This is a genomic window from Bittarella massiliensis (ex Durand et al. 2017) (genome assembly GCF_017566145.1).
GTDB classification, from domain to species: domain Bacteria; phylum Bacillota; class Clostridia; order Oscillospirales; family Ruminococcaceae; genus Bittarella; species Bittarella massiliensis_A.
The window spans coordinates 25,099-48,204 of sequence record NZ_JABFCL010000005.1; the positions used below are offsets into that span (position 1 = coordinate 25,099).

The window sequence follows — 23,106 nt, forward strand, 5'->3', positions numbered from 1 at the left end:
TTTGTTTTTAAAGGCACTGGAAATTTACGGGTTCAAGTCCTTTCCGGACAAGACCCGGTTGGAATTTGACCACGGCTTCACCGCCGTGGTGGGACCCAACGGCAGCGGCAAGAGCAACCTGTCCGACGCCATGCGCTGGGTGCTGGGCGAGCAGTCCAGCAAGTCTCTGCGGGGGGCCAAGATGCAGGACGTCATCTTCGGCGGCACCCAGGCCCGCTCCCCCATGGGCTTTGCCCAGGTGGCCCTGGTCATCGACAACGCCGACGGGAAGCTGGCGGGCATTCAGGCCGAGGAGGTCACGGTGCTGCGCAAGCTCTACCGCTCGGGCGAGAGCGAGTACCGCATCAACGGCCAGGCCGTCCGCCTCAAGGACGTGCACGAGCTGTTCATGGACACCGGCCTGGGCAAAGACGGCTACTCGATCATCTCCCAGGGCAAAATTTCCGAGATCGTCAGCGCCAAGAGCGAGCAGCGGCGGGAGATTTTTGAAGAGGCCGCCGGCATTGCCAAATACCGTTACAAAAAAAACGAGGCCGAGCGCAAGCTGGAGCGGGCCGAGGAAAACCTGTTGCGGCTGCGGGACATCCTGCAGGAGGTGGAGAGCCGCCTGGAACCCCTGCGGGTGCAGAGCGAGAGGGCCAGCCAGTTTTTGCAGCTGGCCGGAGAGCGGCGGCAGCTGGAGGTCTCCCTCTGGGTCTACACCCTGGCCAAGTCCCGGCAGCTGTTGCGCCAGCAGGAGGACAAGCTCCTCCTGGCCCAGCGGGACTTTGAGGCCATGCAGCAGAAAATCGACGGCATGGACCAGAAAAACGAGGAGCTCTACCAGCAGATGAACCGCTGCGCCTCAGAGATCGAGGAGGTCAACGCCGACATCGCCGAGCTGGGCGCCCAGATCAACCAGAACGAGGCCAGCGTGCTGGTGCTGCAAAACGAGCAGAAACACGCCGGCGAAGAGGTGGAGCGCCACCGGCGGGAGATCGAGGACCTGGCCCGCCGGGGGGAGGACATCGACCAGAAGATCGCCGACAAGCAATCCCTCATCGAAAAGAGCCGCGCCCTGGTGGCCCAGCGGGAGCGGGAGATTGCCGAGCGGGAGGAGACCCTCTCCGGTCTGGTGGTGCAAAACTCCTCCACCCAGGAGCGGGTGGAGGAACTGACTGCCGCCCTCTCGGGCTACTCGGTGGAACTCAGCGAGATCAAGGTGCGGCTGCACGCCGGGGCCGACAACCGGGCCCGCTCCCAGGCTGTCTTACAGGACCTGGGGGAGAAAAGGGAGCTCTTGACCGGCGAGATGCAGAGGGCCGAGGCCGAACAGAAAGAGGTCGCCCAGCAATTGGAGCAGGTGGTGGAACAGCTGACCTCCGCCCAGAACACCAAGGACGGCTACGCCCTCAAGTGGGAGAGCCGCCAGCAGCAGCACCGCCGGACAAAAGAGGAATTGGACCGCCTGCGGGCCGCCTGCACCGACGCCCAGAACAAGATCAAGGTCCTGCAGGACCTGAAGGACAACATGGAGGGCTTTGCCTACAGCGTCAAAAAGGTGACCCTCTCGGCCAAGGAGGGGAAGCTGCGGGGCATTTTGGGCCCGGTGGCCACCCTGCTCAAGGTCGAGCGCGCCTATGCCACCGCCATTGAGGTGGCCCTGGGAGCCGCCGCCCAGAACATCGTCTGCCAGGACGAGGGGGCGGCCAAGGCGGCCATTCAGTTTTTGAAACAGCAGCGGGGGGGGCGGGCCACCTTCCTCCCCCTGACGGTCATTCGCGGCCGTTCATTGAGCGAGCGGGGGCTGGGCGACTGGGACGGCTACGTGGGGGCCGCCAGCGAGCTGGTGGACTGCGACGAGCGGCTGCGCCCCATCGCCGAAAACCTGTTGGGCCGCACCGCCGTGGTGGAGGATTTGGACACCGCCGTGGCCCTGGCCAAGGCCTTTGGCTACCGCTTCAAGGTGGTCACCCTCGACGGCCAGGTGGTCAACGCCGGGGGCAGCCTCACCGGCGGCTCCCTCTCCAAGACCACCGGCGTCTTCTCCCGCGAGAGCGAACTGACCGCCCTGCGGGAGGGGGCGGCCAAACAGCGGACCCGCCTGGAGGAACTGACTGGGGAGGAGCGGGAGCTGCGGGAGGAGCTGGCCCAGCTGCAGGCGGTGATGGAGGGCGCCCAGAGCGAGCTCATCACCGCCGGGCAGGACAAGATTCGCTGCGAGGGCGAGCTGGCCCGCATCGGCCAGTACCTCGCGCAGGCGGGCAGCCAGTTGGAGGGGCTGGAGCGGGACGCCCTGGCCCAGCGCACCTATCTGGAAAAGCTGGCGGGGGAGACCGACGCCCTGCTCACCGAGCAGGAGCAGACTGCCGCCCTCTACCAGAAATTCGACGGCGAACTGGCCGCCCTCTCCACCTCTGCCAAGGCCTTTACCGACGCCCGGCAGGCCATCCTCGACGAGATCGCCGAGCAGAAGATGGAGATTGCCGGGCTGCAAAAGGACACCCTGGTCTGGGGGGAGGAGATCATCTCCCTGCAGCAGACCAAGCTGGGCAGCAGCAGGCAGAGAGAGGAGATTCTCGCCCAGATCGAGGCGGCCAAGGCCCGCAGCGAGAAGATCGACCGGGACATCGCCGACTTGGCCGAGCAAAACAGCGACCTGATGGGGCGGATCGCCGAGCGCCGCGCCGCCATCCACCAGATCTCCCAGCGCCGCCAGTCCCTGGAACAGGAGGCGGTACAAAACCGCCAGGAGCAAAAGTCCATCCAGTCCGACAAGGACGGGGTGGCCAGGGAACTGGCCCGGTTGGAAGAGCGCAAGCAGACCATGCAGCAGGACTACGACAAGATCGTGGCCGACCTCTACGACCAGTACGAGCTGACCCGCAGCCAGGCCGAGCAGGAGGCCCGTCCCCTGGAGGATGAGGGGGAGGCCAAGCGCCGCCTGGCCTCCCTCAAGGGGAAGATGCGGGCCCTGGGCTCGGTCAACCTGGACGCCATTGAGGAGTACCGGACCGAGAAGGAGCGCTACGAGTTCATGAGCGCCCAGATCGCGGATGTGGAGGAGAGCAAGAACAGCCTGCACAAGCTGATCGCCGCCCTCACCAAGGAGATGATCGCCCGCTTTGAGGAGAATTTCTCCCAGATCAACCGACACTTCAGCCGCATCTTCGTCGATCTCTTCGGCGGGGGAAAGGCGGCCCTCAGCCTCACCGACCCGGAAAACGTCCTCGAGTCGGGCATCGACATCCAGGTGGCCCCGCCGGGGAAGATCATCAACAACCTCCAATCCCTCTCCGGCGGCGAGCAGGCCTTTGTGGCCATCGCCATCTACTTCGCCATCCTCACCGTCCACCCGTCGCCCTTCTGCATCCTCGACGAGATCGAGGCCGCCCTGGACGACGTGAACGTCAACAAGTACGCCGCCTATCTGCGCACCATGTCGGGGGAGACCCAGTTCATCTGCATCACCCACCGCCGCGGCACCATGGAGGAGGCGGACGTCCTCTACGGCGTCACCATGCAGGAGGAGGGGGTCTCCAAGCTGCTGAAGCTGGACGTCTCTGAGGTGGGGTCCGAATTCGTCAACTAGACGGCGGCTTTTTCCCCGGGAAATACATGCGATAAAAGGGGTGGGCAGATGAACTTTTACCAGCGGGTCTACGCCCTGGCCCGGCAGATTCCCCGGGGCCGGGTGGCCACCTACGGGCAGTTGGCCTTTCTCGCCGGCAGCCCCCGGGCCTCGCGGGTGGTGGGCGGCGCCATGCGCCGCTGCCCCGCGGGCGCTGGCGTCCCCTGCCACCGGGTGGTGGGAAAAGGAGGCCGCCTGGCGCCGGAGGGGACCTTTGGCCCCTTGGATGAACAGCGCCTCCTGCTGGAGGTGGAGGGGGTCGAAGTCACCCCCGACCGGCGGGTGGATTTGCAGAAATACCGCTGGGATGGTATCCTGGAAACCGAGTGAATGGGATCGTTTGAGAGGAGGGCGCAGCATGGGGCTGTTTGACAAATTCAAAAAGGGGCTGCAAAAGACCCGGGATTCCTTTGCCGGGGCCCTGGGCGGCATTGCCGCCAGCTTTACCAAAATCGACGAGGAGCTCTTTGAGGAGATCGAAGAGACCCTCATCATGGCCGACGTGGGGGTGGACACCTCCCTCAAAATCGTGGAGAAATTGCGCGAGGCCGTCAAGCGCGACCGGGTCACCGACCCCAAGGAGATCCGCCGCTATCTGAAGGGGGTCCTGCTGGAGATCCTCCAGGGCGACACCGATTTGGAGATCACCACCAAGCCCACGGTGCTGCTGGTCATCGGGGTCAACGGGGTGGGCAAGACCACCACCATCGGCAAACTGGCCGCCCTGCTCAAAAACCAGGGACACACGGTGCTTTTGAGCGCGGCCGACACCTTCCGCGCCGCGGCCATCGACCAGCTGCAAGTCTGGGGGCAGCGCAGCGGCTGCGACGTCATCGCCCACCAGGAGGGGAGCGACCCCGCCGCCGTCATCTACGACGGGGTGGCCGCCGCCAAGGCCCGGGGGGTGGACGTCCTCATCTGCGACACCGCCGGGCGGCTGCACAACAAGAAAAACCTCATGGATGAATTGGCCAAGATCAACCGGGTCATCGACCGGGAGGCCGCCGACAGCAAGAAGGAGACCTTTTTGGTGCTGGATGCCACCACCGGCCAGAATGGGGTCAACCAGGCCAAGCAGTTTATGGAGGTCACCGACCTGACCGGCATCGTCCTCACCAAGCTCGACGGCACCGCCAAGGGCGGGGTGGTGGTGGCCATCAAGGACCAGCTGGGCCTGCCGGTGCGCTACATCGGGGTGGGAGAACAGGTCGACGACCTGCAGCCCTTTGACGCCCAGACCTTTGTGGACGCCCTCTTCTGCGAGGAGTAGCGCCCCCAGACGACAACAAATAGGAGGACAGAGGCTGTGAAATTGCTCATCGCCACCAACAACGACAAAAAGGTGCGGGAGTTCCACCGCATCCTGGAGCCCTGCGGGGTGGAGTGCGTCTCCTTGAAGGAGGCGGGCATCTGCCAGGAGATCGAGGAGACCGGCGCCACCTTTGAAGAGAACTCCCGCATCAAGGCCCAGACCATCTGCGACTTGACCGGTCTGCCGGCGGTGGCCGACGACAGCGGCCTTGCGGTGGACTGCCTGGACGGCGCGCCGGGGGTCTACTCGGCCCGCTACGCCGGGGAGAACGCCACCGACGACGAGAATGTGGACAAGCTGCTGGCGGCCCTCAAAGACGTCCCCGACGAGGGGCGCACCGCCCGCTTTGTCAGCGTCATCACCATCGTCTTTCCCGACGGGCGCAGCTTCCACACCCGGGGCGAGTGCGCGGGGCAGATCGCCCACCAGCGCATCGGCTACAACGGCTTTGGCTACGACCCCATCTTCCAGGTGGGGGAGGGGCGGAGCTTTGCCAGCATCCCCCCCGAGGAAAAAGACGCCATGAGCCACCGGGGCAAGGCCCTGCGGCTCTTTGCGGAAGAGCTCAAAAAATACCTGTGAGCCGCGCTTTCGGCCCGGCTCATGAGAGATAGAGAGGAATACCGACCATGTTGACAAGCAAACAGAGAGCGTATTTAAAGGGCCGCGCCAACGGCCTGGACACCATTGTCCAGATCGGCAAGAACGGGGTCGAACCGGCGGTCACCAAACAGGTGGCCGACGCCCTGGCCTCCCGGGAGCTGATCAAGGGCCGGGTGCTGGAAAACAGCCCCTACACCCCCCACGAGGCGGCGGCCGAGCTGGCCGAGTACACGGGGAGCGAGGTGGTGCAGGTCATCGGCACCAAATTTGTCCTCTTCAAGCAGAAGAAAAAGGACTCCGCCTACACCCTGTAAGGCGAGGGAGGGCGCAAGCGAGATGGATACGGCTATTTTTGGCGGCACCTTCAACCCGCCTCACCGGGGGCACACCCTGCTGGTGGGGGCCATCTGCCGGGCGCTGGGGCTTGCCCGCTGCGTTGTGGTGCCCACCTTTCAGCCCCCCCACAAGGCCCCGGCAGCGGGGGCCAGCCCCACCCAGCGGCTGGAGATGGCCGCCCTCTGCAACTGGGGGGTCCCGGTGGAGATCAGCGACGTGGAACTGCGCCGGGGCGGTCGGAGTTACACCTTCGACACCCTGGCGGAATTTCACCGCCGCTGGCCCGAGGACCGGCTCTTTTTCCTCATGGGCAGCGATATGCTCTTGAGTTTTCGCCAGTGGCACCGCTACCGGGAATTGCTGGGGATGGCCATCTTCTGCGTGGCCCCGCGGCGGGAGGACGACCGGGCCGCCCTGCAGGGGGCGGCCGATTCCCTGCGGGCCGAGGGGGGGACGTTTTTGCTGGTGGACGCCCCCCCGCTAGAAGTTTCTTCCACCTGGCTGCGGGCCCGCCTTGCGGCCGGGGAGGACGTGTCGGACTATTTGGACCCGGCGGTGCTGCACTACATTGAGGAGCGCCGCCTCTACCGAGGGGAGGATGGCAAGTGAACCCCTACAAACCCTACCGCGAGTACGTCAAAGCCCACCTCTCCGACGAGCGCTACCGCCACACCAAAAACGTGGTGGAGCAGGCCGGCATCCTGGCGCGGCATCACGGGGCCGACGAGGATGTCTGTCTGCGGGCGGCCTGGTTGCACGACTGCATGAAGGGGGAAAGCCTGGACACTTTGTTGCATTGGTGCAGAGAGTTTGCTATAATAAACAATGCCTTGGCCCGCAGCAGCCGCGCGCTGCTGCACGGGCCAGCAGCGGCCGCCTTTGCCAGGGAACACTTTGGCATCGCCGATCCCCGGGTGCTCGACGCCATCTTCTACCACACCACCGGCCGGCCCCAGATGTCGGCGGAGGAGGAGATCGTCTTTCTGGCGGATATGACCGGTCCCGAGCGGACCTTCGCCGGGGTGGAGCAGCTGCGGCAGCTCTGTTTTACCGATTTAAACCGCGCTATGGCCTGGGCCCTGCAGAACAACCTGATCTATTTGGCCCAGCAGGGCCGCCCCATCTTTGAGGGGTCGGTCACAGCGTATAACCACTATATTAAGGGAGAGTAAAATGGCAAAGAGGATGCGGGAGACCCCCCACAAAGGCAAGAAGACCGGCAGCAGAAAAAAGAAGATCGCGATCATCGTCACCACGGTGGTCTTGGCCCTGGTGGTGGCGGGGGGAACGGCGGTGTACGTGCTGCTGCACTCCAACCTCTTCGGCGGGGCCGATATGTCCGAGTACGGCAACTCGCAGGAGGTGCAGGAGAAGTCGGTGAACATCCTCATCGTCGGCACCGACAACGACACCTCCCGCCCCGAGTACGCCGACCATGAGCTCACCGACGTCATCATGGTGGTCAACTTCAATATGGAGGACGGGACCGCCCACATCCTGCAGATCCCACGGGACACCTACGTGGGCGACGACATCCCCTCGGGCAAGATCAACGCCGTCTTCTCCCGCGGGGAGAACAAGGACAAGCACATCCTCAACCTGGTCAACTACATCACCACCCAGTACCAGTTGCCCATCGACCACTACATCACCATCACCATGCAGACCTTCATCGACGCGGTGGACGCCATCGGCGGCATCGAGATGAACGTCCCCTACGACGTGACCATCGTCGACGAGGGGCTGGAGATCAAGGCCGGCCAGCAGACTTTGAGTGGTCAGCAGGCCCAGTGCTTTGTCCGCTCCCGCGAACTCTACGCCGAGGGCGACCTGGGCCGGGTCAAGGCCCAGCGGCTCTTCATTGCCGCGGGGATGGAGAAGATCACCAAACTCTCCACCAACGAGATCATCAAGCTGGTGGGGCTGTGCTACGACAAGGTCGAGACCGACCTGACCGGCGCCGACATCCTGAACTACGCCCAGAAGGCGTCCAAGCTGGACCTCTCGCAAGTCGAGATGTACATGGTGCCGGGCGAGCCCGCCTACTCCAAGGCGGGGCTGTCCATCTACTCGGTGCACAAAGCGGAGTTGGCAAATCTCCTCAACGAGAAGTTTCGCCCCCACACAGAGGCGGTGGCGGCCGAGGCCCTGACCTGCCCTGAGGTGGCCAACTCCTCCTCCTGGTACGACAAAAACGGCAACACCGTCGACGACCTGTTGGGCGGGGCCAAGCCGGGCAAAGACACCATTTCCGGCAAGGAGAGCAGCAGTTCGGCCACCTCCTCCGGCTCTTCCAGCGGGGAGTAAACACCAATTGATGAAAAGGGAGCAGAGAATGACTGCAAGAGAGATCGCCGCACTGGCTGTGCAGGCGCTAGAAGATAAAAAAGCCGGAGACATCAAGGTTCTCGACATCTCCAAGGTGTCCACCCTGGGGGACTACTTCGTCCTCTGCGAGGGAACCAGCACCACCCAGGTGAAGGCCCTGGCCGACCAGGTGGACTTTTTCCTGGGCCAAAACGGGGTGGAACCGGACCGGATCGAGGGCTACCAGTCCGCTGGGTGGATCGTCCTGGACTACGGCGACGTGATCGTCCACGTCTTTCACAAGGAGTCCCGCGAGTTCTACGGGCTGGAGCGGCTCTGGGCCGATGGCAGGCCGGTGGACACCGGCGAACTGAAGAAATAAGGCAGCCAAAAGCCGCGGGAGACCGCGGCCTTTGGGGCGTTTTGAGGGAGGATACAGCGTTGAGCTACGATTTCAAACAGATTGAAAAGAAATGGCAGGACCGGTGGGACGAGGAGAATGTCTTTGCCGCCACCACCGACTTTTCCAAACCCAAATTCTACCCCCTGGTGGAGTTTCCCTACCCCTCGGGACAGGGGCTGCACGTGGGGCACCCCCGCAGCTACACCGCGCTGGACATCGTGGCGCGCAAGCGCCGGCTGGAGGGGTACAACGTCCTCTACCCCATGGGGTGGGACGCCTTTGGCCTGCCCACCGAGAACTACGCCCTCAAAACCGGCATCCACCCTGAGATCGTCACGGCCAAAAACATCGCCCACTTCAAAGAGCAGCTCAAGTCCCTGGGCCTCTCCTTTGACTGGAACCGAGAGGTGAACACCACCGACCCCAGCTACTACAAGTGGACCCAGTGGATCTTCCTGCAGCTGTACAAGCGGGGGTTGGCCTACAAAAAGGAGATGGCCGTCAACTTCTGCACCTCCTGCAAGGTGGTGCTGGCCAACGAAGAGGTGGTCGGCGGCGTCTGCGAGCGCTGCGGGGGCGAGGTCATCCGCCAGGTGAAGAGCCAGTGGATGCTGAAGATCACCGAATACGCCCAGCGCCTGATCGACGACCTGGAAGAGGTCAACTACATCGACCGGGTCAAGAGCTCCCAGATCAACTGGATCGGCCGCTCCACCGGCGCCGAGGTGGACTTTACCACCACCGCCGGCGAGAAGCTCACCGTCTATACCACCCGCCCCGACACCCTGTTTGGGGCCACCTACATGGTCCTCTCCCCCGAGCACCCCTACATCGACCAGTGGGCCGGGCAGATCACCAACATGCCCGCGCTGCTGGAGTACCGCGAGAAGGCGGCCCGCAAGTCCGACTTTGAGCGCACCGAGATGCAAAAGGAGAAGACCGGCGTCGAGATTTTGGGGGTGCGGGCCATCAACCCGGCCAGCGGCAAGGAGATCCCCATCTTCATCTCCGACTATGTGCTCATGAGTTACGGCACCGGCGCCATCATGGCGGTGCCCGCCCACGACACCCGCGACTACGACTTCGCCAAGGCCTTTGACCTGCCCATCGTCGAGGTGGTGGCCGGTGGCGACGTGGAGAAAGAGGCCTTCACCGACTGCGCCACCGGGGTGATGGTCAACTCCGATTTTCTCAACGGCATGGCGGTGGAGGAGGCCAAGAAGGCCATCATCGCCTGGCTGGAAAAAGAGGGCAAGGGCCACCCCAAAGTCAACTTTAAGCTGCGCGACTGGGTCTTCAGCCGCCAGCGCTACTGGGGCGAACCCATCCCCATGGTCTACTGTGAGAAGTGCGGCTGGGTGCCGCTGCCCGAGTCCGAACTGCCCCTGAAACTGCCCGAAGTGGCCGATTTCCACCAGACCGAGGATGGGCAGTCCCCCCTGGCCAAACTCGACGACTGGGTCAACACCACCTGCCCCCACTGCGGCGGCCCCGCCAAGCGGGAGACCGACACCATGCCCCAGTGGGCGGGTTCCTCCTGGTACTTCCTGCGCTACTGCGATCCCCACAACGATCAGGAGATCGCCAGCAAAGAGGCGCTGGAGTACTGGCTGCCGGTGGACTGGTACAACGGGGGGATGGAGCACACCACCCTGCACCTGCTCTACTCCCGCTTCTGGCACAAGTTCCTCTACGACATCGGGGTGGTTCCCACCAAGGAGCCCTATGCCAAGCGCACCAGCCACGGCATGATCCTGGGCGAGAACGGGGAGAAGATGTCCAAGTCCCGCGGCAACGTGGTCAATCCCGACGACATTGTTGACCAGTACGGGGCCGACACCATGCGCCTGTACGAGATGTTCATCGGCGATTTTGAAAAGGCCGCCCCCTGGAGTGCCGACTCCATCAAGGGCTGCAGCCGGTTCTTGGATCGGGTCTGGGGGCTCTCCAAGCTGCTCATCCCGGGCGAGGGCTACTCCAAAGAGCTGGAGGTCAGCTTCCACAAGACCATCAAGAAGGTCACCGAGGACATTGAAAATCTCAAGTTCAACACCGCCATCGCCGCCATGATGGCCCTCATCAACGAGATTTACGCCAAGAAGGGGATCACCAAAGACGAGCTGCACGACTTCCTGGTCATCCTCAACCCCTTTGCCCCCCACATCACCGAGGAGATGTACGAGAAGCACGGCTTTGGCCCCATGTTGGCCAAGGAGAAGTGGCCGGTCTTTGACGAGAGCAAGTGCGTCGACGAGACGGTGGAGCTGGCGGTACAGGTCAACGGCAAGGTGCGGGCCAAGATCGTGGTGCCGGTCAACTGCGACAAGGAGACCGCCATCCAGATCGCCAAGGACAACGCCGCCATTGCCGAGGCGCTGGTGGGGAAGATGCCCATCCGCGAGATCTACGTCCCCGGCCGGCTGGTGAACATCGTCATCAAATAGGGTGTTTTTTGCTGGAAACCGCTTGCTTTTTGAATTTTTCCAACTTGCCCCCTGCAAGCTATTGACAGCCCTTGGGAGGGCATTGTATAATAGTCTCTGTTATACAAGTTGCACCTGCCAGTACAACTTGTAGCGGCCAGGTCCACGGGCGAAAGTCCTGGGCGGCGGCATCTTACGGGGCGGTTCCTGCGGGGGCGCGGCGCCGTAAACTCCTGCCGCATGGCGGAGGGAGGGGAAGTAAATGTCGGAAATTCGCGTCAAAGACAATGAGAGCTTGGACAACGCGCTGCGGCGGTTCAAACGCCAGTGCGCCAAATCGGGTGTCTTGCAGGAGGTTCGCAAACGTGAGCACTACGAGAAGCCCTCTGTAAAACGCAAAAAGAAATCCGAAGCGGCTCGCAAGCGCAAATTCAAAAAGAGATAGGCTTGCAGGTCCATCGGTACGGCGAACAAAAGATAAAAGCGGGCTGCTCAGCCCGCTTTTTCATTTGCCGTCTTCTATTTCTTCGCAATTTTGAAACAATTTTTTGGGATACTAAAAGGGCGGCCACGACCGCCCAAAAGGGGGAGCGAGCAGGTGCTGAGACCAGACTACATGCAAAAGAGCGTGCAGGGAGTGACCCTGCAATTCCTGAAAGCCGCCGGCATCGGCGGGCTGATCGTCGACATCGACAACACCCTTGCCAAACACGACGACCCCACCCCGGCCCCGGGCGCGCGCGAATGGGTCGAGGCCATGCGGGCGGGTGGGATCAAGCTCTGCATCATCTCCAACAACGGGGAGGAGCGGGTGCGCCCCTTTGCCCAGCTGCTTGGCCTGCCCTATGTCCACAGCGCCAAAAAGCCCCTGCCGAAGAGCTACCGCCGGGCGGTGGCGCTGTTGGGCCTGCCCCGGGAGGCCTGCGCCATGGTGGGTGACCAGCTCTTTACCGACATGCTGGGGGGAAACATCGCCGGGGTCAAGACCATTTTGGTCAACCCCATCGACGAGCGGGAGTTGGCACAGATTCAGTTCAAGCGCAAGCTGGAACGGCTGTTTGTCAAGCGGGAGGAGGACTAGGATGGCGGCGAAATTCGGCCCGGCGGGCAACTCCCAGAGCTTTAAAGACCAGGGGTACAAGGCCACCATCCAGGCCCCCGGCTATGTGGAGAAGATGGGCCTTGACTGCTACGAGTACCAGTGCGGCCACGGGGTGCGCATCAGCCCTGAGGCGGCGGCCGCCTTTGGCAAAAAGGCGGTGGAGCACGGCATCGCCCTCTCCCTGCACGCGCCCTACTATATCTCCCTCTCCTCGGTGGAGGAGGAGAAGCGCCAGAAGTCGGTGGAGTACATCCTCCAGAGCGTCCGCGCCGCCGACGGCATGGGGGCTGACCGGGTGGTGGTCCACTCCGGCTCCTGCTCAAAAATCAGCAGGGAAGAGGCTCTGGCCCTGGCCGGCGACACCCTGCGGCAGGCCCTGGCGGCCATGGACGAGGAGGGATTGGGCCATGTCCACCTCTGCCCCGAGACCATGGGGAAGATCAACCAGTTGGGCACCCTGGACGAGGTGCTCGCCCTCTGCCGTCTCGACGAGCGGCTGATCCCCTGTATCGACTTTGGCCACCTCAACGCCCGCACCCTGGGCGGCATTGCCCAGAAGAGCGATTACGAGGCCATCCTGCTGGCGGTGGGGGAGCGGCTGGGCGAGGGTCGGATGAAGGGATTTCACGCCCACTTCTCCAAGATTCAGTACACCGAAAAGGGGGGCGAAAAGGCGCACCTGACCTTTGCCGACACCGTCTACGGCCCCGCCTATGAGCCGCTGATGGAGCTGGTCTGCCAGTATGGCTGCAGCCCCACCTTCATCTGCGAGTCCGCCGGCACCCAGGCCGAGGACGCGCGCACCATGAAAGACTACTACCGCTCCCTGCAGAAATAGAGCGCCATCCCGCCCCGCCGGGGCGGAGAAAAATAAAGAGGGGTGTATCTACGTGGAAAAGACCATTGCCATCATCAACGGGCCCAACATGAACCTTTTGGGGGTGCGGGAACCGGGCCACTACGGGCTGGAAAATTTGCAGACCGTGGAGGAGTCCTGCCGCCAAAAATGCGCTGAACTGGGGCTCTCCTGCGTCTGCTTTCAGGCAAACGGCGAGGGCGAGCTCATCGACTTCATCCACCGGGGCCTGACCGAATTTCAGGGGATCGTCATCAACCCCGGCGCCTACACCCACTACAGCTACGCCATCCGCGATGCCCTGGCTGCCGTCAAGCTGCCGGCGGTGGAGGTGCACATCTCCAACGTCCACCAGCGGGAGGAGTTTCGCCACCGCTCGGTGACCGCACCGGTCTGCGTGGGCCAGATTTGCGGCCTGGGCACCCAGGGCTATCTGTTGGCCATTGAGGCCCTGGCGGGGAGGGTGTAGCCATGCGTGTCTGTGAACGGCTGCCCCAGGGCATTGACGCCGCCCTGGTGGACGATGAGAAAAACCGCCAGTACCTCACCGGGGTCCGCTCCTCGGCGGGCACCGTCGTCGTCACCCGGGAGGAGACCTACCTGATCATCGACTTTCGCTACATCGAGATGGCCCGGGCTGCCGCGCGGGATTGCCAGGTGCTCTTGCAGGACAAGCTCTACGCCCAGATCGGCGAGCTGTTTGCCCGCCACGGGGTCCGGTCCTACGGGGTGGTGGACTCCCTCTGTTCCCTGTCGAAGGCCCGCGGGTGGATGGAGAAACTCCCCGCCCGGCTGGTGGACGGCAGCGGCTTTGAAGAGGTGCTGGGCGGCCTGCGGATGCGCAAGAGCGCCGCTGAACTGGCCAAGATCAAAGCGGCCCAGGCCCTCACCGACGAGGGGTTCCGGCACATTCTCGGCCACATCGCCCCGGGGAAGACCGAGCGGGAGATCGCCCTGGAGATGGAGTTCTTCATCCGCCGCCAGGGAGCCCAAGGGGTCTCCTTCGACTTCATCGTGGTGGGGGGACAAAACTCCTCCAAGCCCCACGGGGTGCCGGGGGACTACGTGCTGCAGGCAGGCGATTTCCTCACCATGGATTTTGGCTGTACGGTGGACGGCTACTGCAGCGACATGACCCGCACCGTGGCCCTGGGGAAAGTCAGCGAAAAACAGCGCCAGATCTACGACATCGTCTTACAGGCCAACGAGATCGGCATTGCCGCCGCCCGGGCGGGGGCTGTCTGTGAAGAGGTGGACCGGGCCAGCCGGGACTACATCGCCTCCTTTGGCTATGGGGCCCAGTTCGGCCACGGCCTGGGCCATGGGGTGGGGCTGGACATCCACGAGGAGCCCCGCTTTTCGCCCGGCTGCAAGACTGCCCTCGAAGAGGGGATGGTCATCACCGTGGAGCCGGGCATCTACCTGCCCGGCGAGTTCGGGGTGCGCATCGAGGACATGGTGGTCATCACCCCCCAGGGGACCGAGGACATCACCCGCTCCCCCAAAGAGCTGATCCTCCTTTGAGCCCTGGCGCCAGGCCGAAAAAGAACTTGAAAAATAGACGGTGATAGGATAGAATGGATAAGAACTAATGATTTGGAGGATGGACCCATGATTTCTGCGGGAGATTTTCGCAACGGAGTTACTTTTGAGATGGACGGCACCGTCGTGCAGGTAGTGGAGTTTCAGCACGTAAAACCCGGCAAGGGGGCCGCTTTCGTCCGCACTAAAATTAAAAACGTCATCACCGGCGGGGTTTTGGAAAAGACCTTCAACCCCAACGACAAATATCCCACCGCCTTCATTGACCGGCGGGACATGCAGTACCTGTACAACGACGGCGACCTCTACTACTTCATGGACGAGGAGACCTACGAGCAGCTGCCCATCAACAAGTCCATCCTCAGCGACAACTTCAAGTTTGTCAAAGAGAACACTGTGGTCAAGGTGCTGTCCTACAAGGGCAATGTCTTTGGCGTTGAGCCCCCCTTCTTTGTCGAGTTGGAGATCACCAAGACCGATCCCGGCTTCAAGGGAAACACCGCCACCAACACCCTGAAAGAGGCCACCCTGGAGACCGGCGCCGAGATTCGCGTCCCCCTCTTCCTCAGCGAGGGCGACCGCATCCGCATTGACACCCGCACCGGCGAGTACATGGAGAGGGCGTAGGACAGAACCACTCTGCCCGCCCGCCTTTTCCCCAATTGATTTGAATAGGAGAGACAAGCTATGACCATCGGCGAAAAAGTATCCTACCTGAAGGGCCTCATTGAGGGGCTGGACATCGACAAGGGCAAAAAGGAGTCCAAGATCATCCTGGCGATGGTTGACATCATTGAGGACCTGGCCCTGACTGTCGACGACATCGAGGAAGACCTGGACGAAGTGATGGACTTTGTGGAGGAGCTGGACGAGGATCTCTCCGATGTGGAGGACGACCTCTACGGCGACGAGGACGACGACGATGACTGTTGCTGCGATGAGCCCATGTACGAAGTGACCTGCCCCACCTGCGGCGAGACCATCTATGTCGACGAGGACACCCTGACCGACGTGGGTTCCATGCCCTGCCCCAACTGTGGCGAGGAGCTGGAACTGGACACCGACTTCGCCTTTGACGACGAAGAGGAGTGCGACTGCTGCGATTGCGGCTGCGACCACGAAGAGAAGGAGTAGATCCCTTCAAGCGACTGCGATTGAGAGCCGCCCGGTGTGCGCCGGGCGGCTCTCTTTTTCTGTTTTTTTCGGGCGGGTAGAACCGGCCCGGCATACACTGTACAGGCGGCCGGGAAAGGCCGCAGAGAGGAGGGGAGACCCTGTGATGAGCGCACTGACTGCCCGCGGGAGAAAGCGGCGCAAGGGGTTCCCCCTTCGCCGCCCCTGGGGGCGATGTCTCCGCCCGTGACAGCCGCCGTTTGACCGGCCGCCCGCCTTTTTCGGGGCGGCCCGCTGCCACAGGAGGAAGATTCCAATGAAATGGCTTGAAGATGCCCGCTCCATTCTAAAAAAAGATCCCGCCGCCAGAAGTCTGGCCGAGGTCATTTTGCTCTACCCCGGCTACCACGCCCTGTTGTGGTACCGGCTTGCCCACCGTCTCTACCGGCGAAACCACTTCTTTCTCGCCCGGCTGTTCAGCCAGTTGGGGCGGGGTTTTACCGGCATTGAAATCCATCCCGGGGCCCAGATCGGCCGGGGCCTCTTTATCGACCACGGGGCCGGAGTGGTCATCGGAGAGACCGCTGTGGTGGGGGACAATTGCACCATCTACCACGGAGTCACCCTGGGGGGCACCGGAAAGGGGGAGGGCAAACGCCATCCCACTGTGGGCAACGACGTGCTGCTGGGGGCCGGCGTCAAGGTGCTGGGCCCCATTGAGATCGGGGACGGCAGCCGCATCGGCGCGGGCAGTGTGGTGCTGCGCCCGGTGCCGGCCGGGGCCACCGCCATCGGCATTCCCGCCGCAGTGGTCCGCCAAAATGGCCGCCGGGTCGGCCCGCCCGCCAGCGAGGCCCTCAACCAGCGGGACTACCCCGACTTGCTGCACAACCAGCTGGCCCACCTGGCCCGCCGTATCGACCGGCTGGAGGGGGAGAGCGGCCGGGGGAGGAGCGCCCGCTGATCTGTCCAGGGGGCTGCCCCTGTCGATTTTGTAGCGGCCGAACATTGCAGACGGATGGTTTCCCTCCCCCTCCTGCCGTCCGCAACGGGGAGGACATTGCGTCCGTCCGACGGGGGGAGGACAGGCTTGAGGGGTTTGCCCTGTATCTCCCACCCCAGCACAGAGGGGGCCGGGGGCGGCGGTACAGGGTGGGAAGGCGATCTCTGCCGTCCGGCAAAGGGGGTGAGAACTGTCTTGCCCGGCAGGGATCCTCTGCCCAACCTGTTTTCGATACCAAAAAGAGAGGGGAGCGCCGCAGCGCTCCCCTCTCTTTTTCAACTTGTTTGCGGGGCGGTCCCTTTTGGCTCCCTCTTGTTTTCCGGGGCGGCAAAAGGGGTCGCCCTACCCGGCGGCAGAGAGGTCACCCCTGATCGGTGTATTTTTTGGCCTCTCTTTTCACCTTGCTGAAGATCCAAAACCGGCTGACAATGTAGTTGATGGTGGCCGAGAGGGCGGAGGCGCCGATCTTCACCGGGTTTTTGGGCAGCCCCAACCCCGAGACCAGCAGCGCCATGAGGGCGGTTTCCAGCACACAGGTGCCCAACCGGCAGCCGGCAAAGTCCCGCAGTCCTCGCCAGACCGCCCCTGCCCCGTCCCCGCGCCGGTGAAAGACAAACCAGCGGTTGGTAAAGTAGGCCGCCACCACATAGACCACCCAGGCGGCCACATTGGCGAGGGCGTAGTTCCAGCCGCACCAGTTGGCAAGGACAAAGAAAAGGCAGAGGTTTAGAAAGGCGGTAATGGCGCCCCAGAACACATAGTGGGCAAACTGCCGCCAGTCTTTGACGATGTCGCCGACCAGGGTCCGAATCCAGCGAAGCAACCGCTTTTCCCCCTCTCAATGGGCGGCAAAAACCGGAGTATCCGCGCCCTTTCTGCCTTATTTTACACCCAAAGGGGGAAAAGGGAAAGGCGAAGGGGCCGGAATTTCCCATTCATTGCATATCTTGTATGATTTTTTGTTCGCAATTTGGCCAAATTCACTATTCGTTTCACCACTTTTCACCGCTAAAATAAAAAATGTTACAAAACTGTGACCGGCCCGGTGACAAGCCCCCGGGGCCGTGCTATAATGTGTATCAAATCGACGGGGCCCCCAACAGCTTTCGTCAAATTCGATTTAGGAGGAAATCTGATGACAACAATTTGGACACCGCTGTTCTCGTTTGTCGTCTTCGTGGTCGTCTTCGCCCTCGGCGACATCGTGGCAGAGAAAACAAAAGGATTGATATCCGCTATTATCGTGGGGTGCTTTGTCTACCTCGTAGGGTTCTGGACCGGCATTATCCCGCCCACCTCGGTTGCAGATAGCACCCTGCCCGGCATGATGAGCGCCTTTGGCATTGCCGTGCTGCTGGTCAACCTGGGCACCATCCTCGACCTGGAGTCCCTGCTGAGAGAGTGGAAGACGGTTGTCATCGCTCTGGTTGGTCTGGTGGGTCTGGCCCTGGTCAGCTTCACCATCTCCACCTGGCTCTTCGGCAAAGAGTACGCCCTCAGCGCCGCCTCTCCCATCGCGGGCGGCCTGATCGCCGGCATCATCACCAATGACGCTGCTGTGGCCGCCGGCAAGCCCGCCCTGGGCGGATTCGCCATGCTGGTCGTGGCTTTCCAGATGTTCGTGGGCATGCCCATCGCCTCCTTCTGCCTGAAGAAAGAGGCGGGCAAGATGGTCAAAAACGGCGTTGTCGCCGAGAGCGCTGCCACCGGCAAGAAAAAGAAGATCAATCTCCGCTTCCTGCCGGAGGGCCCCAAGTTCCTCAACACCCCCACCGCCATCATCGCCAAGCTGGGCATTGTGGCCTTTATCGCCTATGTTGTGGCCATGTTGACTGTCATCCCCGGTTCCAACCCGGTCAACTACATCCTCAACCCCAATGTGGCCTACCTCCTCTTTGGTATCATCTTCTGTGAGATCGGCTTCCTGAACAAAAACGCCCTGACCAAGGCCGGCGCCTACGGCTTCTTCAGCATCGCCCTGCTGGCGGTTCTGCCCGGCTCCTTCACCTCGGTCACCCCGGCTGCCTTCCTCGACATGATCCTGCCCCTGGTCGGCACCCTGGTCATCGGCGCTGTCGGCATCGGCCTCTTTGCCATCATCATGGGCAAACTGCTGGGTTACAGCCCCCTGGTCTCCATTGCCATCGGCATGACCGCCCTCATCGGCTACCCCGGCACCCAGGTCATCACCGACGAGATTGTCGCCGGTCTGGACGCCAGCGACGAGCAGAAGGCTGCTGTCTCCGCCGTGATCCTGCCCAAGATGCTGGTGGGTGGCTTCACCACCGTCACCATCGCCTCGGTGGTCTTTGCCGGCATCATCTCCCCCTTCATCTTCTCCTAAGGGGAGAGCGCATTCACAGAAGTGGTTTCTGTTGGGAAAAATTGCATCTTGTGCGTTTGAAAAGAAGGTTTCGCGAGTCGACCGTCTGCATTTGCAGGCGGTTCACTTGCAGAGAGGGGGCACTTTAAATCGTTAAAGCGACCCCCGGAACACACCGCGGTACAGATGTGCTGCCCGCCGGCTCTTTCGACAGGCGGCCCTTCAAATAAAAAAAGGAGTGGATGATTGTGAAAAAAGTGATCAAATGCGGCAAATTTTTCAGTGCGGTGGACGACAAGGTCCTGGAGAACATCGCCATTGTCATCGACGGCAATAAAATTGAGTCGGTCGGCCCCATCTCCGGCTGCGATTGCGACGGCTGTGAGGTCATCGATCTGTCGGGCAAGTTCGTGATGCCCGGTCTGATCGACGCCCATCTGCACACCCTCATGAACGGCGAAGTCACCTGCATGGATGACATGGGCAAAAAAACCATCGGCGATATGACCATTGACAGTATGAAAAATGCCCAGTCTGACCTGATGGCGGGCTTCACCACCGTGCGGGACGAGGGCTCCTACGGCTTTGCCGACATCGCCGTGCGCGATGCCATCAACGCCGGCAAGATCACCGGCCCCAGAATGTTCGTCTCCGGCATTCCCATCGGCACCACCGGCGGCCACTGCGACTCCCACTACAACCCCTACATCACCGGGCAGCACAGCATGGGCCAGGTCATCGACAGCCCCGACGCCGGCCGCAAGGCCGCCCGCTACACCCTGAAATACGGCGCTGACCAGATCAAGGTCATGGCCACCGGCGGCGTTATGTCCATCGGCGACGAACCCGGCGCCCCCGAATTCACCTACGAGGAGATGAAGGCCATCCTCGACGTGCCCAACTCCCGCGGCAAAATCTCCACCGCCCACGCCCACGGGGCCGAGGGCATCAAGATCGCCATCCGCGCCGGCATCACCTCCATCGAGCACGGGATGCTGATGGACGAGGAGTGCATGGACATGATGGTCGAGCACGGCACCTACCTGGTTCCCACCATCATCGCCGCCGAGCGAATCGTCGCCATGGGCGTTGAGAACGGCCTGCCGGCCGAGGCGGTGGGCAAGGCCCAGCGCTGCCTGGAGAACCACGGCAAGAACCTGGAGAAATGCCGCGCCAAGGGCGTGAAAATCTGCTTTGGCACCGACGCCGGCACCTACTACAACCGGCATGGCGAGCAGACCCGCGAGTTTGGCCTGATGACCGAGTACGGCAAGTTCCCGGTTGCCGAGTGCCTGATTGCCGCCACCCGCACCAACGCCGAGCTGATGAAGTGGGGCGACAAGGTCGGCACCATCGAGGCCGGCAAGCTGGCCGACGTGGTGGCCTTTGACGAGAGCCCCTTTGACAACATCGAGATCATGAACCACTGCTCCTTTGTCATGAAGGACGGCGTGGTTTACAAGGGCTAAAAATACTGGTATAATCTGATAAGTGGCTGTGTGAGCAGCCACTTATCGTTGCTTTGTTCGCTTTCGTGCTTTAAACTGCAATTTGCAACAAATGGCCTATCTGTGCGATCTTAGTGAACAGAGAGGGAGGAATTCCATGAAAAAAGTGCTCTTTTGCGGTCAGCTCTTCCCCGCCACTGGGGAAGAGGTGCTCCGCGACCAGGCCGTCTTGATCGACGGCGAGACCATCGAGGCGGTGATGCCCCGCGCCCAGTTTCGGGGGGAGGACTACCAGGTCATCGACCTGTCGGACAAATTTGTCACCCCCGGCCTCATCGACGCCCACGTCCACACCAACATCGACGGCGAACTCAACTTTATGGAGCAGATGATCTCCGAGACGGTGGGGGCCTGCACCATTCGCTCCCTCTGCAATGCCCGCAGCGACCTGATGGCGGGGTTTACCTCCCTGCGGGACATGGGCTCTTACGGCTTTGCCGACATCGCCCTGCGCGACGGCATCAACGCCGGCAAGGTGATGGGCCCGCGGATGCTCTGTTCCGGGCTCTGCATCGGCTCCACCGGCGGCCATGCCGACTCCTGGTTTAACCCCTACATCACCGGGATGCACGAGTACGGCCATGTCATCGACGGCCCCGACGAGGCCCGCAAGGCAGCCCGATTGATGTTCAAGTACGGCGCCGACCAGCTCAAGATCATGGCCACCGGCGGGGTGGGTTCCCCCGGCGAGCCGGGCGCGCCCGAACTCTCCTTTGAGGAGATGAAGGCCATGCTCGACGTCGCCAACAGCCGGGGCAAGCTCTCCTCGGCCCACGCCCACGGCGCCCAGGGGATCAAAAACGCCATTCGCGCCGGGGTGGCCACCATCGAGCACGGGATGTTGATGGACGACGAGTGCATCGACCTGATGGCCGCCCACGGCACCTACCTGGTTCCCACCATCATCGCCGGCGACCGCATCGTCGAGTACGGCACCGACGCCGGTATCCCCGCCTCGGCGGTGGAGAAATCAGCCCGCTGTCTGGAAAACCACCAGAAAAATCTGGCCAAGTGCCGGGAAAAGGGTGTTAAGATCGGCTTCGGCACTGATGCCGGCACCTTCTTCAACCACCACGGCGAGCAGGCCTACGAACTGGTGTTGATGGTCCGTTACGGCTTTACCCCCGCCCAGGCCCTGCTGGCGGCCACCAAGGTCAATGCCGAGCTGATGCGCTGGTCCGACCGGGTGGGCACCGTGGAGGCCGGCAAATTCGCCGATTTTGCCGCCTTTGACCAAAACCTGTTGGAGCACATAGAAGCGGTGAGCGACTGCTCCTTCGTCATGAAGGGCGGCCAGGTCTGCAAGGGATAGTCCCCGCAGGCAGTCCACCGAAACGACATAGAATAAAGGAGAATGGTAAGATGAAACAAGTTCTGCGCTGCGGTCACCTGTTTGACACCGACACCAAGCGGTTTGTCGAGGGGGTCGACCTCTACATCGACGGCAACAAGATCGAGGCCCTGTCCACCGGCGCCCCCTTGAAGGAGGGCTATGAGGTGATCGACCTGTCGGACAAATACGTCCTGCCCGGCCTCATTGACTGCCACGTCCACGTGAATATGAATGGGGAACCCGCCACCGACTACATGAGCAAACAGACCATTGGCGACTCCACCATCACCGCCATCTGCAACGCCCAGTCCGACCTGATGGCCGGCTTTACCACCATCCGCGACGAGGGGTCGGTCTTCTTCACCGATATCGCCGTGCGCGACGCCATCAACGCCGGCAAGATCGACGGCCCGAGAATGTTCTGCTCCGGCATCCCCATCGGCACCACCGGCGGCCACGCCGACAGCCACTTCAACCCCTACATCACCGGCGAAACCAGCATGGGCTTTATCATCGACAGCCCCGACGAGGGCCGCAAGGCCGCCCGCAAGGACTTCAAGTATGGCGCCGACCAGATCAAATTGATGGCCACCGGCGGGGTCCTCTCCTTTGGCGACGACCCGGGCGCCCCCGAGCTGACCTTTGAGGAGATGAAGGCCGTCATCGACGAGGCCAAGACCAAGGGCCGCATCACCTCCGCCCACACCCACGGGGCCGAGGGGATCAAGATGGCGGTGCGCGCCGGCATCACCTCGATTGAGCACGGCACCATGGCCGACCAGGAGGCCCACGACCTGATGCTGGAAAACGGCACCTGGCTGGTTCCCACCCTGCAGGCCCCCTGGCATATCATGAAAAACGGCACCCAGATGGGCATCCCCGCTCCCCTGGTGGAAAAGTGCGCCGGGGTGATGGAGACCCACTTCGCCACCTTTGCCCGGGCCTACAAGATGGGCATCAAAATCGCCTTTGGCACCGACACCGGCACCCCCTTTGCCACCCACGGCAGCCAGGCGCTGGAGTTTGAGCTGATGGTGAAACAGGGCATGGATCCGGGCGACGCCATCCTCTCGGCCACCAAATGGGCCGCCCAGCTCATCCGTTGGGAGGATCGGGTCGGCACCCTCAAAGAGGGGCTGTTCGCCGACGTGGTGGCTGTGGACAGCGATCCCCTGGCCGACATCACCGCCCTCAAGGAGGTCACCTTTATCATGAAAGACGGCAAGGTCTACAAGAATTAGATATCTGCTGCATGTCATAGAGGCGTCGCCCTCACCCTGTAAAAGGGTGGGGGCGACGCCTTTTAAGGCCCGCTTTTTCTCCTCTTTGTAA

At 62.3% G+C, this 23,106-nt stretch carries 23 protein-coding genes; 22 read left to right on the forward strand and 1 reads right to left on the reverse strand.

The features are described from left to right. Window position 1 precedes the first annotated feature (1 nt). From smc to epsC, 18 genes are all read left to right on the forward strand, one after another. Window positions 2–3,571 carry a chromosome segregation protein SMC gene (gene smc / locus HJY11_RS06975; protein ID WP_208075273.1) on the forward strand — a complete coding sequence of 1,190 codons (3,570 nt, stop codon included), beginning with the start codon at window positions 2–4 and terminating at the stop codon, window positions 3,569–3,571. Window positions 3,572–3,619: 48 nt separating this feature from the next. Beyond that, complete coding sequence (locus HJY11_RS06980; protein WP_208075274.1) at window positions 3,620–3,940, forward strand: MGMT family protein; 321 nt, start codon at window positions 3,620–3,622, stop codon at window positions 3,938–3,940. A 28-nt stretch (window positions 3,941–3,968) separates the two neighbouring features. Further along, window positions 3,969–4,880 (forward strand): signal recognition particle-docking protein FtsY, encoded by a 912-nt coding sequence (gene ftsY, locus HJY11_RS06985; protein ID WP_208075275.1) that lies wholly within the window; start codon window positions 3,969–3,971, stop codon window positions 4,878–4,880. A gap of 36 nt (window positions 4,881–4,916) precedes the next feature. Beyond that, window positions 4,917–5,504: an XTP/dITP diphosphatase gene (locus tag HJY11_RS06990; protein WP_208075276.1), complete on the forward strand. Its 588-nt coding sequence runs from the start codon at window positions 4,917–4,919 to the stop codon at window positions 5,502–5,504. Window positions 5,505–5,551: 47 nt separating this feature from the next. Then, a complete protein-coding gene (locus tag HJY11_RS06995) occupies window positions 5,552–5,839 on the forward strand; it encodes a YhbY family RNA-binding protein (RefSeq protein WP_208075277.1) in 288 nt (95 codons plus the stop codon). A gap of 22 nt (window positions 5,840–5,861) precedes the next feature. Then, on the forward strand, window positions 5,862–6,470 hold the full coding sequence (gene nadD, locus HJY11_RS07000) for a nicotinate (nicotinamide) nucleotide adenylyltransferase (protein ID WP_208075278.1): 609 nt from the start codon (window positions 5,862–5,864) through the stop codon (window positions 6,468–6,470). Beyond that, window positions 6,467–7,033: a bis(5'-nucleosyl)-tetraphosphatase (symmetrical) YqeK gene (yqeK, locus tag HJY11_RS07005; RefSeq protein ID WP_208075279.1), complete on the forward strand. Its 567-nt coding sequence runs from the start codon at window positions 6,467–6,469 to the stop codon at window positions 7,031–7,033. Before nadD ends, yqeK begins: the two co-directional genes overlap by 4 nt. Window position 7,034: 1 nt before the next feature. Then, window positions 7,035–8,168, forward strand: coding sequence for an LCP family protein (locus HJY11_RS07010; protein ID WP_208075280.1), 1,134 nt, complete (start codon window positions 7,035–7,037; stop codon window positions 8,166–8,168). Between the two features lie 28 nt (window positions 8,169–8,196). Further along, entirely contained in the window at window positions 8,197–8,550 is a 354-nt protein-coding gene (rsfS, locus tag HJY11_RS07015) for a ribosome silencing factor (protein ID WP_208075281.1), read from the forward strand. Between the two features lie 59 nt (window positions 8,551–8,609). After that, window positions 8,610–11,015 carry a leucine--tRNA ligase gene (gene leuS / locus HJY11_RS07020; protein WP_208075282.1) on the forward strand — a complete coding sequence of 802 codons (2,406 nt, stop codon included), beginning with the start codon at window positions 8,610–8,612 and terminating at the stop codon, window positions 11,013–11,015. Window positions 11,016–11,256: 241 nt separating this feature from the next. Beyond that, on the forward strand, window positions 11,257–11,439 hold the full coding sequence (gene rpsU / locus HJY11_RS07025) for a 30S ribosomal protein S21 (RefSeq protein WP_021658453.1): 183 nt from the start codon (window positions 11,257–11,259) through the stop codon (window positions 11,437–11,439). A 153-nt stretch (window positions 11,440–11,592) separates the two neighbouring features. Then, a complete protein-coding gene (locus tag HJY11_RS07030) occupies window positions 11,593–12,075 on the forward strand; it encodes a YqeG family HAD IIIA-type phosphatase (RefSeq protein WP_208075283.1) in 483 nt (160 codons plus the stop codon). 1 nt (window position 12,076) lies between these two features. Next, window positions 12,077–12,934: a TIM barrel protein gene (locus HJY11_RS07035; RefSeq protein WP_208075284.1), complete on the forward strand. Its 858-nt coding sequence runs from the start codon at window positions 12,077–12,079 to the stop codon at window positions 12,932–12,934. 52 nt (window positions 12,935–12,986) lie between these two features. After that, entirely contained in the window at window positions 12,987–13,421 is a 435-nt protein-coding gene (gene aroQ / locus HJY11_RS07040) for a type II 3-dehydroquinate dehydratase (RefSeq protein WP_368041552.1), read from the forward strand. A gap of 2 nt (window positions 13,422–13,423) precedes the next feature. Then, the gene (locus HJY11_RS07045; RefSeq protein ID WP_208075285.1) at window positions 13,424–14,476 is read left to right on the forward strand and encodes a M24 family metallopeptidase; all 1,053 of its coding nucleotides are present in this window, start codon (window positions 13,424–13,426) and stop codon (window positions 14,474–14,476) included. Between the two features lie 87 nt (window positions 14,477–14,563). Next, window positions 14,564–15,121, forward strand: a complete 558-nt coding sequence (gene efp / locus HJY11_RS07050) for an elongation factor P (RefSeq protein WP_021658448.1) — start codon at window positions 14,564–14,566, stop codon at window positions 15,119–15,121. Between the two features lie 60 nt (window positions 15,122–15,181). Continuing rightward, window positions 15,182–15,628 carry a CD1247 N-terminal domain-containing protein gene (locus tag HJY11_RS07055; RefSeq protein ID WP_208075286.1) on the forward strand — a complete coding sequence of 149 codons (447 nt, stop codon included), beginning with the start codon at window positions 15,182–15,184 and terminating at the stop codon, window positions 15,626–15,628. Between the two features lie 295 nt (window positions 15,629–15,923). Then, window positions 15,924–16,571 (forward strand): serine O-acetyltransferase EpsC, encoded by a 648-nt coding sequence (gene epsC, locus HJY11_RS07060; protein ID WP_208075287.1) that lies wholly within the window; start codon window positions 15,924–15,926, stop codon window positions 16,569–16,571. A 400-nt stretch (window positions 16,572–16,971) separates the two neighbouring features. Here the strand turns inward: epsC and HJY11_RS07065 are convergent, their stop codons facing one another. After that, window positions 16,972–17,433, reverse strand: coding sequence for a GtrA family protein (locus HJY11_RS07065; RefSeq protein WP_208075288.1), 462 nt, complete (start codon window positions 17,431–17,433; stop codon window positions 16,972–16,974). Window positions 17,434–17,745: 312 nt separating this feature from the next. Between HJY11_RS07065 and HJY11_RS07070 the strand changes: the two genes are divergently transcribed. From HJY11_RS07070 to HJY11_RS07085, 4 genes are all read left to right on the forward strand, one after another. Next, the gene (locus HJY11_RS07070) at window positions 17,746–18,954 is read left to right on the forward strand and encodes a hypothetical protein (RefSeq protein ID WP_208075289.1); all 1,209 of its coding nucleotides are present in this window, start codon (window positions 17,746–17,748) and stop codon (window positions 18,952–18,954) included. 227 nt (window positions 18,955–19,181) lie between these two features. Continuing rightward, a complete protein-coding gene (locus HJY11_RS07075) occupies window positions 19,182–20,402 on the forward strand; it encodes a metal-dependent hydrolase family protein (protein ID WP_208075290.1) in 1,221 nt (406 codons plus the stop codon). Window positions 20,403–20,538: 136 nt separating this feature from the next. Then, entirely contained in the window at window positions 20,539–21,753 is a 1,215-nt protein-coding gene (locus HJY11_RS07080; RefSeq protein WP_208075291.1) for a metal-dependent hydrolase family protein, read from the forward strand. A 50-nt stretch (window positions 21,754–21,803) separates the two neighbouring features. Then, on the forward strand, window positions 21,804–23,015 hold the full coding sequence (locus tag HJY11_RS07085) for a metal-dependent hydrolase family protein (protein ID WP_208075292.1): 1,212 nt from the start codon (window positions 21,804–21,806) through the stop codon (window positions 23,013–23,015). Window positions 23,016–23,106: the final 91 nt, after the last annotated feature.